Annotated in this window: 11 protein-coding genes and 1 tRNA gene; 1 reads left to right on the forward strand and 11 read right to left on the reverse strand. The window is 67.9% G+C overall.

Annotated elements, in window-relative coordinates; all coding sequences use genetic code 11:
- Window positions 1–84 precede the first annotated feature (84 nt).
- The 10 genes from HMH01_RS08360 to HMH01_RS08400 all read right to left on the reverse strand — a co-directional run bounded on the left by HMH01_RS08360 (window position 85) and on the right by HMH01_RS08400 (window position 9917).
- The gene (locus HMH01_RS08360) at window positions 85–513 is read right to left on the reverse strand and encodes a hypothetical protein (protein ID WP_246237296.1); all 429 of its coding nucleotides are present in this window, start codon (window positions 511–513) and stop codon (window positions 85–87) included.
- A gap of 139 nt (window positions 514–652) precedes the next feature.
- Window positions 653–1660, reverse strand: a complete 1008-nt coding sequence (locus tag HMH01_RS08365; RefSeq protein ID WP_171324230.1) for a GlxA family transcriptional regulator — start codon at window positions 1658–1660, stop codon at window positions 653–655.
- Between the two features lie 356 nt (window positions 1661–2016).
- A complete protein-coding gene (locus HMH01_RS08370) occupies window positions 2017–2496 on the reverse strand; it encodes a DUF411 domain-containing protein (protein WP_171324232.1) in 480 nt (159 codons plus the stop codon).
- Between the two features lie 39 nt (window positions 2497–2535).
- Window positions 2536–4869, reverse strand: coding sequence for a heavy metal translocating P-type ATPase (locus tag HMH01_RS08375; protein ID WP_171324233.1), 2334 nt, complete (start codon window positions 4867–4869; stop codon window positions 2536–2538).
- A gap of 66 nt (window positions 4870–4935) precedes the next feature.
- Window positions 4936–6246 carry an APC family permease gene (locus HMH01_RS08380; protein WP_171324235.1) on the reverse strand — a complete coding sequence of 437 codons (1311 nt, stop codon included), beginning with the start codon at window positions 6244–6246 and terminating at the stop codon, window positions 4936–4938.
- The gene (locus tag HMH01_RS08385) at window positions 6243–6917 is read right to left on the reverse strand and encodes a TVP38/TMEM64 family protein (RefSeq protein ID WP_171324237.1); all 675 of its coding nucleotides are present in this window, start codon (window positions 6915–6917) and stop codon (window positions 6243–6245) included. The genes HMH01_RS08380 and HMH01_RS08385 overlap by 4 nt, the downstream gene beginning before the upstream one ends.
- 80 nt (window positions 6918–6997) lie before the next feature.
- On the reverse strand, window positions 6998–7123 hold the full coding sequence (locus HMH01_RS17945; RefSeq protein ID WP_281365952.1) for a hypothetical protein: 126 nt from the start codon (window positions 7121–7123) through the stop codon (window positions 6998–7000).
- Window positions 7124–7249: 126 nt separating this feature from the next.
- Entirely contained in the window at window positions 7250–8758 is a 1509-nt protein-coding gene (locus HMH01_RS08390; protein ID WP_171324240.1) for a multicopper oxidase family protein, read from the reverse strand.
- A gap of 72 nt (window positions 8759–8830) precedes the next feature.
- Window positions 8831–9226: a hypothetical protein gene (locus HMH01_RS08395; RefSeq protein WP_246237297.1), complete on the reverse strand. Its 396-nt coding sequence runs from the start codon at window positions 9224–9226 to the stop codon at window positions 8831–8833.
- A 615-nt stretch (window positions 9227–9841) separates the two neighbouring features.
- Window positions 9842–9917 (reverse strand) — tRNA-Thr (locus HMH01_RS08400).
- A 161-nt stretch (window positions 9918–10078) separates the two neighbouring features.
- Here HMH01_RS08400 and HMH01_RS08405 point away from each other — a divergent pair.
- The gene (locus HMH01_RS08405) at window positions 10079–11095 is read left to right on the forward strand and encodes an extracellular solute-binding protein (protein ID WP_246237298.1); all 1017 of its coding nucleotides are present in this window, start codon (window positions 10079–10081) and stop codon (window positions 11093–11095) included.
- A 78-nt stretch (window positions 11096–11173) separates the two neighbouring features.
- Here HMH01_RS08405 and HMH01_RS08410 read toward each other — a convergent pair whose 3' ends face one another.
- A complete protein-coding gene (locus HMH01_RS08410) occupies window positions 11174–12826 on the reverse strand; it encodes an ABC transporter permease (protein ID WP_171324242.1) in 1653 nt (550 codons plus the stop codon).
- Window positions 12827–12857: the final 31 nt, after the last annotated feature.

The raw sequence follows: 12857 nt of genomic DNA on the forward strand, positions 1-12857 counted from the left end.
ACGGCCGACAAAGGGGGGATGTCCGGGTTCGGGTAAGGCCCCGGGGCAAGAGGCAGTTTCTGCCAGCGGGCTGGTGGCGGTGTGTCAGACCGGCGTGGTTTCGCCCCGCATCAGGCGCCAGCCGACAAGGCCGACAAGCAGGAAACTCACGTTCCCGGCGAAGTCGAGCAGCATCCAGACGGTGAACATCCCGGCCACCCAGACGAACCAGGCGTTGAAGACGAAAAACGGGATCGAGGCCAGCAGGCCGAAGCAGAGAAAGGTCGTCGCCGTGAAGCGCGCGAGCCACATCAGCGATCCGCAGAGCACCGCCTGCGCCCCGAAACAACCCATCATAAGCGCCGTCGTGGCGCTAAGGTGTTGGTATTCCGGCTTGAGCGACAGCGACTCCACCATGTGCGGCGCCAGAAGGCACCAGCCCCCGAGCCCCAGGAACACGAGGGCCTGCGCGGTCTTCAGGATCTTGGCGATCCGGCGGTTGGCGGAAATCCCGACGAAGGGGGAGAGGGTCATGGAATCTGTCATGGCGGGGTCACGCGGTCCTTGGGGGTGGGGCGCGGCCGTAGCCGAGGCGGCGCCGTTTCGCGGACTGACTACGCCAGAACCTTCCGAAACCCCTAGGACAAGGATCGGACAGATCCTGCCAGCCGGCTCAGGTCCCGGTCCTTGCCCCGTTGCGAAGCGCGCTCGGGGTCTTGCCGAACGCCTTCAGGACGGCGCGCCGCAGGCTTTGCTCGTCCCGCAGCCCTGACCGCTCGGCCACCCGCACGAGCGGCAGGGCGGTCGTCTCGATAAGCTGCCGCGCGCGTTCGGCGCGAAGCGTCTCGACGAACCTGGCGGGCGTCGTGCGCGTGCGCTCGACGAAACGACGCGCGAAGGTGCGCGGGCTCATTCCGGCCAGGTCGGCGAGGTCGGCCACCGTCACCTGCACATGCAGGCTTTCGGTCAGCCATTGCAGCATCCCGTCGAACCGGTCGCTCGCCTCCATCTGCATGACGAGCGCCGCCGACAGACGGCTCTGGCTCGATCCCCGCCGCATCGGAAGAAGCCCCGCCTTGGCGATGGCAAAGGACATTGCCCGCCCGCATTCCCGCTCCAGAACCTCCAGCGTGAACTCGACGGCAGGCATAGAGCCCGCCGTGGTGACGATCGGCCCGTCCTCCACCCAGAGCGGGTCGGGGTCGAACTCGACATCGGGAAAGGAGTTGCGAAAGGCGTCTGCGGCGATGGAATGGATCGTCGCCCGCCGCCCCTTGAGAAGCCCCACATGGCCGAGGATCAAGGCGGCCGATCCCACGGCGACGATGCGGCACCCGCTTGCGGCGATGGCGGCGATGGCGCGCGCGAACCGCGGATCGTCGGCGAGCCTTGCCTGGTTCTCGGGCGCCGCACTGCCAAGATAGAGCAGGTCGAACCGCGCCCCCGAATCCGACAGCGCCCGGTCTGCGACGATCCGGAACCCCGACCAGGTCGCGACCGGTCCCGGCTCAAGCCCGATGATCTGTGTCTCGAAGGTGGGGCAGGGCAGCCCCTCGGCCTCGGCGATCACCGGGGCAAGGCGGAACATGTCCACCTCCCAGAAGATGTCGCTTGCGGCCATTCCCTCGTAGACGAAAAACCCCACCCGCCGGACCGGCTGTATCTGACCGCTTGAAGACATGGGCGCGAAGGTCGTTTCCAAATCGGAATGAAGCCGGTTTCAGGCAGCTTGCCGCTTTCACTATCGCCTGCGTTCCACGTCTTGTCGAACGGTTCGCGCGGCTTTGGCAGGATCTGATGGCGAAGTGTCATTCAGGCGCGAGCGACGATCCGGTCCGCCGGTGGTTGAAACGCCCGGGCCAGGGGTGCGCAGGCAATGGATCCCGTCCGGAACCGCCAGGCGCCCGCATCCCGTAAGATACGGGGGGGCGTTCTCGGTACGGGCGGGTGCACCGGCGGGCGACCTGCGGCGGGTCCCTGACGACCGAGCCGCAGCGCACCACCGGCGACCACGTCCAACGCTTCGATGCCAGGCGCTCAGGCCGCGCCATAGCTGGAGAAGACTTCCGTCGCCCCATCGCGCCGGATCAGGAACACCTCGTAGGCCTCGCGCTCGGTTTCCGGGCCCATGCCGGGCGATCCATAGGGCATCCCCGGCACGGCAAGCCCGATGGCATCCGGGCGTTCCGCCAGCAGCCGCCGGATATCGGCGGGCGGAACATGACCTTCGACCATGTAGCCCGCGATCCTGCCGGTGTGGCACGAGACCATTTCCTGCGGGATGCCGTTGTCCAGCTTGTAGCGGGCGAGCAGCGTTCCCATGCTGTCCTCGGTCGTGACGGCGAAGCCGTCCTTCTCGAGGATCTCGATCCAGGCCGAGCAGCAGCCGCAGTTGGGATCCTTCATCACATGGATCGCCGGCCGGGCGCCTTGTGCCAGGGCCCTCAAGGGCGATGCACCCGCCAGCGCAGCCAGGCCGACCAGAAGCGTGCGGCGGGAAAGACTGTCATGAATCATCCGATTCTCCTTTCAGGGTTGAATATGTGTGCTCGCCGGTCAGAGCGCGACCCGCCTGAGCCGCAGGGCGTTGGCGATCACCGAGACCGAGGACAGGCTCATCGCCGCCGCCGCGATCATCGGCGACAGCAGAAGCCCGGTGACGGGATAGAGCAGCCCCGCCGCGATGGGGACGCCCAGCGCGTTGTAGGCGAAGGCGAAGAACAGGTTCTGCTTGATGTTGCGCAGGGTCGCGCGGGCCAGCTTGCGGGCCCGGACGATGCCCATCAGGTCGCCGCCCAGCAGGGTGATGCCGGCGCTTTCCATCGCGACATCGGCCCCGGTGCCCATGGCGATGCCCACATCCGCTGCGGCCAGCGCGGGGGCGTCGTTGACGCCGTCCCCCGCCATCGCGATCTTGCGGCCGTCGCGGCGCAGCTGGTCGATCAGATCCTTCTTCGCCTCGGGCAGGATACCCGCGCGCACCTCGTCGATGCCGAGTTTGCCCGCGACCGCTTGCGCCGTGCGTTCGTTGTCGCCCGTCGCCATGATGACGCGAAGGCCCTGGGAGTGGAGTTCCCGGATCGCCTGCGCGGTGCTGTCCTTGATCGGATCGGCAACGGCCACGATCCCCGCCAGCGCGCCATCGATGGCGACGAACATCGCCGTCTTGCCCTCGGCGCGCAGGGCGTCGGCCTTGGCGTCGGCCGCGTCCGTGTCGAGCCCCATGTCGCGCATCATCGCGGCATTGCCGAGCGCCACCGCACGGCCGCCGACCTTGCCACGCACGCCCTTGCCGGTGACGGCGTCGAAATCCGCAGCCTCCTGACGCGGGGCGCCCTCGGCCTCGGCCCCCTCGACGATCGCCTCTGCCAGCGGGTGCTCGGACCCGCGCTCCAGGGCCGCGGCCAGCGACAGCAGGTCGGTCCGGGTGATATCCCCGAACGCAACGGTGTCCGTCAGCTTCGGCTTGCCCATGGTCAGGGTGCCGGTCTTGTCCACGATCAGCGTGTCGACGGCGGCCATGCGTTCCAGCGCCTCGGCGTCCTTGATCAGCACGCCCGCCTGCGCACCGCGCCCCGCCGCGGTGGTGATGGAGATCGGCGTCGCCAGCCCCAACGCGCAGGGGCAGGCGATGATCAGCACCGACACGGCCGAGGCGATGGCGAAGACCAGCGCGGGCTCGGGGCCAAGGATCAGCCAGACCACGAAGGCGACGATCGCGATGACGACCACTGTCGGCACGAATACCGCCGAGACCCGGTCGGCCAGTCCCTGGATCGGCGCGCGCGAACGGCGCGCGTTCGACACCATGGCCACGATCTGCGCCAGCACGGTATCGGATCCGACCTTGCCGGCCTCGATCACCAGGCTGCCGTTCTTGTTGATCGTGGCCCCGGTCACCGCGTCGCCCGGACCCTTTTCCACCGGCATGGACTCACCGGTCAGCATGCTTTCATCCAGCGAGGACCGCCCCTCGATCACCGTTCCGTCGACCGGGACCGCATCGCCCGGGCGCACGCGCAGCCGGTCGCCTTCCATGATGTTTTCCAGCGGCGCGTCGTATTCGATGCCGTCGGGCAGGATGCGCCGCGCGGTCTTGGGTGCAAGATCCAGCAGCGCGCGGATCGCGTCCCCGGTGCGTTCGCGCGCGCGCAGTTCCAGAACCTGGCCCACGAAGACCAGCGCCACGATCACCACCGCCGCCTCGAAATAGGTGCCGACGCCGTGGCCCATCCGGTATTGTTCCGGGAACACGCCCGGCAGGAAGGTGGCCACGATGGAATAAAGATAGGCCGCCGCCACCCCGATGCTGATCAGCGTCCACATGTTGGGGCTGCGGTTCACGATCGAATCCCGGCCGCGCCGGAAGAAGGGAAGCGCGGCCCACAGGATGATGGGCGTCGCCAGCAGGAACTCCAGATAGCTGGCCGCCTGGTGCCCGATCCAGTCGCGCACCGGCAGGGCGACCAGTTCGCCCATCGTCAGGACGATGAGCGGCACGGCTGCCGCGGCGGAAATCCACATCCGCCGGGTGAAGTCGGTCAGCTCCTCGCTGGGCTCGTCCGAGGGGACCATCGGCTCCAGCGCCATGCCGCAGATCGGGCAGGATCCCGGCGCGTCGCGCACGATCTCGGGATGCATCGGGCAGGTGTACTGGACATCGGCCGGGGTCGCCTTCTTCTGCCCGGCAGCGCGGCCCGAAGCGTAGAACCATGGGTCCGCCTTGAACTTGGTCTGGCACTTCTCCGAGCAGAAATGGAACGTCTCGTCCTTGAACTCGGCGCGACGTCCGTCCGGCTTGATCGCGACCGCCATCCCGCAGACAGGGTCCTTCGCGGTGTTCGCTCCTGCCGGGATGTCGGGTGCCGCGTGATGATGATCATGATCCATGGTCGGCCTGCCTTTCGGTTTCGGGGTTCAGCTTGCGGCCTCCAGCCGCTGGAAGCTCAAGCCTTTTCATTGGTGGTCGTGAGCGCCTTCGGGGGCAGGATTGCGCGCGAGGAACACCCCCACGAACAGGAACACCAGCGCCATGCCAATGATGGCGACCACGACGATGAGCGGGTCGGACTGCCATTTCATCGCGGCGAAGGCGGCCAGCACCACGGCATCGAGTGCGATGGCGGTCAGCAACACCCATCCTTGTGCGCCGATCTCCTTGCGCAGATGCCGGAACACGCCGAAGTGGATGATCATGTCCATCACCAGGTAGAAGAAGGCCCCCAGCAAGGCGATCCGGCCAAGATCGAAGAAGACCGTCAGGAACCCGGCGATCACGACCGTGTAGACGAGCGTGTGGTCCTTGATCGTGCCGGACATCCCGAAATGGCTGTGCGGGATCATCTTCATGTCGGTCAGCATCGCCAGCATGCGCGAGACCGCGAAAACGCTGGCGACAAGCCCCGACGCCGTGGCCAGCAGCGCCAGCGCCACGGTCAGGTAGAACCCCGTCTGCCCGAGGGCGGGCTGGGCGGCCTCTGCCAGCGCGTAGTCCTTGGCCGCTATGATGCGGTCGAGCGGCAGGCTGGAGCCGACCGCGAAGGCCACCAGCATGTAGACGACGACGCAGGTGGCGATGGACAGCACAATGGCTCTGCCGACGTTGCGGTGCGGATCGGTAATCTCGGCCCCGCTGTTGGTGATGGTCGTGAAGCCCTTGAAGGCGAGGATGGACAGCGCGACGGACGCCAGGAACCCGCTGGCCCCCATGTCCCCGCCCGTCGCCTCGAACGAGATGCCGCTCGCCCAGAGGCCGGCAGCCCCGAACAGCGCGATGCCGCCCACCTTGAGCAGCGCCATGACGATGGACAACAGCCCGACAGAGCGGGCCCCCGAGGCGTTCACGAGATAGGCGAAGACGATCAGTCCGACGCCGAGGACCGGCACGAGGGCGCTGTCCGGATCGCCGCCGAATGCCCGCAGCGTGTAGGTGCCGAAGGTGCGGGCGACCAGACTTTCGTTGATGACCATCGACAATGCCATCAGAAGGGCGGCGCCCGCAGCCACCGTCGTCGGCCCGTAGGCTTTCTTCAGGATCATCCCGATCCCGCCCGCCGAGGGAAAGGCGTTCGACATCTTGATGTAGGTGTAGGCGCTGAAGGCGGTCACGATGGCGCCCATGACGAACGAGAGCGGGAAGAGCGGCCCGGCAAGTTCGGCGATCTGCCCGGTCAAGGCGAAGATGCCCGCGCCGATCATCACGCCGGTGCCCATGGCTACCGCGCGGGGCAGGGTGATGCTGTTCTTCTCGTAACCGCTTTTCGTCATGGATTTTCCTTTTCAGACTTTTTCCGGACGGCCACCCAGAGCAGCGGCGCCCCGGTCACGAGCCCCAGGCCCAGCACCGCCCATGTCGCGCGGCCCGGATCGCCGCTTGCCGCCTCGCCCCCGACATGGGCAAGCAGGAAGCTTGCCGGGATGATGCCGGCCAGGGTGGCCAAGGCGAAGCGCCAGGCGTGCAGGCGGCTGAGCCCCGCGGCGTAGCTGATCATGTCGAAGGACACGAAGGGCATCAGGCGGCTGGCAAAGACCGTGGCCGTCAGCGCGGATTGAGAGCCGAGCAGCCCGGCATCGACCGAGGTGCCGAACACCCGCCGCAGGGCGTCATGCCCCAGAACCCGGGCCAGGCCGAAGGCGATCAGCGCCCCGAGTTCCGCGCCGATCACGACCTGCACCGTGCCCCAGACATGCCCGTAGGCCGCCCCTGCCGCCAGCGCGATCGGTGCGCTCGGGATCGGGCTGGCCACGACGGCGACGGTCATCAGCGTGACGATCAGCACCGGCCCCCACAGACCCGCCCGCGCCACCAGCATTTCCAGCCGCTCGCCGTCCATCAGGCCGCGTGCCTCGGCGAACACCGAGGGCGCGAACTGCCAGATGCCGAGCAGCCCGATCCCGAGGATCGCAAGGCCCGTCAGAAGGACGGTGCGCAGGCGCATCTCAGATCGCCTCGACGTCGTCGATCCCTGCGCCGGCGATCTTTCGGTTGATCGTGCAGGTCATTGCGAAGTCCTTTCCCCTATTTCCGAAGATACTTGATCAGCGCGGCTATGGCCAAAACCACCAGCACAAGGATCAGCAGGCCGAACAGCCAGCCAAACCCCATGCCAAACCCCATTCCGGTGCCCATCTCGTTCCAGTTCATCATTTCATCCTCGTGTTTTCAGGCTTGCGGGGTGCCCACCGGCCAGGCTCCTGCGGGACGGCCGGGAAGCCCAACGCCGCAGCGGTCGGGACATCGGGGCGCTCGAAGCGAACGCCCCGCCTGCGGTCAGGCCGAAGCCGCGATGGCGAACTCGGTCATCATCCCGCTCGACAGGTGCGGCATGTGATGGCAGTGCAGCATCCAGCGCGCGGCCTCGCCCGCATCCAGCGCGACATCGACCATCGACATCGGCGGCACATGGACCGTGTCGCGCAGCGCACCGGCCACGCGCCGCCCGTTCAGGCCCACGACCTGGAACGCATGGCCATGCAGATGCATCGGGTGGGCCATCATCGACATGTTGTGGAACGACAGCACGACGCGTTCGCCGCTGCGCGCGGTGATGGGCTGGTGCCGGCCCCAGACCGCCCCGTTGATCGTCCAGACATACGGCTGCATCGAGCCGCCCAGCATCAGCATCCGGCTGCGATCCACCGGCCGGTCCGGCAGGGCGTTCAGCGCGATCAGGCGGGCTTCCTGCGCAAGGTCCGCATCGAAGGCAGGGGCTTCGGCCTCTGCCACGGCGTCAAGGCGCCGGACCTCGGCGCCCTGTGTGGCAAGGATCAGGCCGGTGCGATCCCTCGCGCCTTCGCGCAGCGCCAGGATCGGCCAGGCGCCGCCGGCGGTCGGCAGGTCGATCTCCATGTCCAGACGCTGGCCCATCGCCAGCCCGAACCGGTTGCCGGCAAGCGGCTGCACGCCCTGGCCGTCCACCGCGACCAGACGCGCCTCGGCCGCCCCGGTATCGATCCAGAACACCGTCGCCGCTGCGGCGTTGATGACCCGAAGACGAATGCGCCCGCCACGCTCGACCCGCACCACCTCGGGATCCGACAGCGTCCGGTCGTTGGCAAGATACGCGTCCCAGTCATGGTCGTTCAGGTCCATGGCCATGCCCATCATCCCGCCCATGCCCGGCATCCCGCCCATGGCACCGTGCGCCATGCCCTGCATCGCCCCCATGCCGCCCATGGGCATGCGCTGCGCGGCCGGCCCGGCGGGGCCTGCGCCATGGCCGGCGCCGTGTCCGCCGCCATGGCCACCGCCGATTTCGGCCAGTACCTCCTCGGGGGACCTGAAGGAGAAGTCGTGCAGGAACATCACGACCTCCTGCCGGTCCGCGGCCAGATCCTCCTCGGAGCGCACGATCAGCGGCGCGGCGAGCAGCTGCATCTCCTGGGTCGGCACATGGCTGTGCATCCAGTGCGTCCCCGGCCGCGCCTCGAAGTCGTAGGACCGGGTCTCGCCCGGCGAAAGCAGCGGCATCGGCATGTCCGGCACGCCGTCCTGCGCATTGGGGGGGATCTGTCCGTGCCAGTGGATGATCGTACCCGTGTCGAGGTCGTTGGTCAGATCGACCCGGAACCGTTGGCCGGGGTCGAGCACCAGTCCCTGACCGCCCGGACCGGCAAGCCCGAAGACGGTGGCCGCGCGACCGTCGATGTCGAGCGTGCGCGTTGCAGCCGAGAGGCTGATCGGCGCCACCTCCTGCGCGAGGGCAGGCCGGGGCATCTGTGCCGCGCCGATGGCGGCAGCACCTGCGGCAAGAAAGCCGCGTCTTGAAATCGTGTTCATGGTCGTCTCCTCGGGACTTCCGTCCCGTTCATCAGAACAGATGGGACGCCACGGGCACCTGCCCGGGCGCGCTCAGAGGAGACAGGGCTTCGGGGGCCGCTCGTTCAGTCCTGGCGCACGGCCGACGTGGCGTGCCCTGGCAGGAAAGTCATGGTCGGCGGACCCGAACGCGTGTCGGGATTCCACGCCCGGCATCGTCAGGAATGCCGACAGGCCCGCGCAGACGAACTCGCATATTTCGGCCTCTGCCGATCCACAATGCTGTCCGCCGTCACAGGGCGGGTGGGCGTCGGCGGATACGTCCATCATGGCGCCCGCGTGAGACGCGTGGTCCGCCTGCATTCCGCCCATCCGCGCGGCATGGGCTGCGCCGACCGTCGTGACCACGACGATCGCGAGTATGGCAAGCAGTGCAAGGACGCGGGCGAACATGGCGCGAACATAGGCATTGCCCGGGGCAATGTCCATTCCCGCAAGGGCCGCGCGCCTTGCGCAACATCGCCCCGGCGTGACCGTGTCGGGCTTCCACGGCCATCGGGGGGCGTGTCGAGCGGGTTCCCCTGGAACAAGGCCGCGCGCGGTCCGGTCGTCGGAGGCTGGATCCGCGCGGCTTTCGCCAGATTGCTAGATACCGGTGCAACAGGCCAATTCCCGGCTGCCCGCGGAAGTGATCTCGGATGCCCGGCTGACACCATCCCGACAAGGTGCCGTTCTCGCGTGCATCGAGAGCACCGGGCCCGAGCGCGCCTGATCATTGCCATGACGGGCAAGGGCCACATTGGTGTTCAGTGCCAAGCGGCGCATGTGCTTTCCAGGTGGGCCGCTGTCGTTGATCTCGAGAAAGTACCAATGTTCATCCGCCCGTCGCGCGGCCCCCAAGGCGCGGCAGGGCGCGACGGATGCCGACCGTGTGCGCAGCGGAAACGAGGCCTCCCCGACATCCAGTGCTGTTGCAGGTCCTTCGGAACCCGCCGCACGAGGTGGTGAACGCCGTCTTTTGCAAGGGAGTGCGGTGCAGTCCTGTTCCGCGCCAGCCCCATCTCTGAATCAAGCTGGGGCTTTCCAGGTCCATGGCGGATGGCTTGGTGCCGGTCGAGGGACTCGAACCCCCGACCCACTGATTACAAATCAGTTGCTCTACCAGCTGAGCTAGACCGGCATGTGCCCCGACATAGCCACGGCGGGCCGTGCGGGCAAGGGGGTTTCGCGGGCCCTGGCAGGGCGCCGCAAATCCTGTCGAAAAAAGTCGGAAATTAATCTTGACCAAAATTGTCGGATGCGACAGGTATGGCGCATCGAGACACCAAGGAGGTTTATCCGATGTCGAATCCGAAGATGCTCACCCTGACCGCCCTGGCCGCGCTGATGGCGGCCCCGGCCTTCGCGCAGGGTGAGGTCAACCTGTATTCCTCGCGCCATTACGACAATGACGAGGCGCTTTACGAGGCCTTCACCGAAGCCACCGGGATCACCGTCAACCGCATCGAGGGCGAGGCGGACGAGCTGATCGCGCGCATGACCGCCGAGGGGGCCAATTCGCCCGCCGACGTGTTCCTGACCGTGGATGCGGGCCGCATCTGGCGCGCCGACCAGGCGGGGCTGCTTCAGCCGGTGACCAGCGAGTATCTCGACGCCCGGATCCCGGCGCATCTGCGCCATCCCGACGGCCACTGGTTCGGCATCTCGCAGCGCGCGCGCATCATCTTCTACGACCGCGAGGATGTGAGCGAGCCGCCGCTGACCTATGCCGACCTGGCCGATCCGCGTTTCGAGGGGCAGATCTGCATTCGCTCGGGCAGCAACATCTACAACCTGTCGCTGATGGGGTCGATCATCGCCCATGAGGGCGAGGAAGCCGCGCTCGACTGGGCGAAAGGCGTGGTCGCCAACTTCGCCCGCGCGCCCCAGGGCGGCGATACCGACCAGCTTCTGGGCATCGTCTCGGGCGAGTGCGACATCGCCGTGTCCAACACCTACTACTTCCTGCGCGGCGTCGCGGGCGGCGTGGACGGGCTGTCCGAGAACATCGACAGCATCGGCTGGGTGTTCCCGAACCAGTCCACCACCGGCGCCCATGTGAACGTGGCGGCGGCAGGGGTCGCGGCGAACGCGCCGAACCGGGAGAACGCGATCCGCTTCCTCGAGTTCCTGGCGACGGACGAGGCGCAGGCCTATTTCGCCAACCAGAACAACGAATACGCCGCGGTGGCGGGCGTTGGTCTTGCGGAAGTGCCGGCCACGCTGGGCCTGTTCCGTCAGGACGACCTGAACCTTTCGGCTCTGGGCGAGAACCAGACCCGCGCCCAGGAGATCTACAACGAGGCTGGCTGGAACTGATCTCTCCCTTCCCGTTTCAGCCTTGAGGCGCGCCCGCCCCCCGGGCGCGCCTTTTTTCGTGCCCGGGCCCGGGCGAATTCATGCCGGCTGGGGCAGGGCCATGTCGGCGCTGCGGGCGCCGTTGCGCGCGATCGCGCGGATCAGCAGGATCACCGGCAAGAGCCCGAAGGCCATGATCACCAGCGAGGGCAGCGCCGCCTCGGTCAGCCGCTCGTCCGCGGCCAGCCTGTGCGCCTGCACCGCCAGCGTGTCGAAGTTGAAGGGCCGCATGATCAGCGTCGCGGGAAGTTCCTTCATCACGTCCACGAAGACGATCAGCAGCCCGGTCAGCACCGCGGTGCGCATCAGCGGCAGGTGCACGCGGCGCATCAGCCCCGCGGGGCTTTGCCCCAGCGTGCGCGCGGCCGCGTCGATGTTGGGATTGATCGCCGTGATCCCGGTGTCGAAGGCGCTGAGCGCCGCCGCCATGAAGCGCACCATGTAGGCCATCACCAGCACCCAGATCGAGCCGGTGAACAGAAGCCCGGTCGAGATGTCGAAATTCGCCCGCATCCAGGCGTCGAGCCCGTTGTCGAGGGCTGCGAAGGGCACCATCAGACCCACCGCGATCACCCCGCCGGGCACCGCGTAGCCCAGCCCCGCGACCAGCGTCAGGCCGCGCGTCGTGCGGGTGCGGTGCAGGCGGGCGAGCGTGCCCAGCACCACCGCCGCGCCGACGGTGACGACGGCCGCCACCGCGCCCAGCGTCAGCGAGTTGCGCATGAAGGCCTGGTAGCGGGGCGAGAGCAGGGATTGCTGCGCCTCCATCGCCATTTCGGCCAGGATGACCGTGGGCAGCAGGAAGCCGAACAGCACCGGCAGCAGGCACCACAGCGCGGCCGCCCAGCCGCGCGCGCCGCGCAGCACCTGCGGGGCCATCTCGGCGCCGGTGCGCTGCGGGTAGCGCTTGGCGGCGCCGCGCTGGATCCGCTCGAGGGTGGCGAGCAGCAGCGCGACGCTGAGCAGGCAAAGCGCCAGCTGCGCGGCCGCCGCCCGGTCGCCCATGGAAAACCACGCCTGGTAGATCCCGGTCGCGAAGGTCTGCACCCCGAAATAGGACACGGTGCCGAAATCGGCGATCGTTTCCATCACCGTGAGCAGCACGCCCCCGGCGATGGCGGGCCGCGCCATCGGCAGGCTGACCCGCAGGAAGGCCTGCCATGGCCCCTTGCCCAGCACGCGGGCCGCGAGATAGCCGCCAAAGCTTTGCTGAAGAAAGGCCGCCCGCGCGAGCAGGTAGACGTAGGGGTAAAGCACCAGCGTCAGCATGGCGGCCGCCCCACCGAGTGAGCGGATTTCCGGGAACCAGTAGTCGCGCGGGCCCAGCTCGAACGTCGCGCGCAGCCAGGTCTGCACGGCGCCGGGGTGGTCCAGCAGGTCGGTATAGGCATAGGCCAGCACATAGGCCGGAAACGCCAGCGGAAGTGCCAGCATCACCTCTAGAAGGCGCGCGCCGGGAAAGCGGCAGGTGGTCACGAGCCAGGCGGTCGAGGTGCCGATCACGAAGGTGCCCAGCGCCACCAGCGAGACAAGCTGCACCGTGGTCCAGGTGTAGCGCGGCAGCACAGTCGCGGCGAGGCTGGTCCAGATGTCGCCCGAGCCCGTCGCCGCCGCCAGCACCACGGCCAGGATCGGCAGCAGACACAGGGCCGCCACCGCATAGGCCAGGGTCCGCAGAAGCCGTTCCGCCATCGCATCATCCTCACATTCGCGTGGGACAGGC

Source organism: Halovulum dunhuangense (assembly GCF_013093415.1).
GTDB lineage: Bacteria > Pseudomonadota > Alphaproteobacteria > Rhodobacterales > Rhodobacteraceae > Halovulum > Halovulum dunhuangense.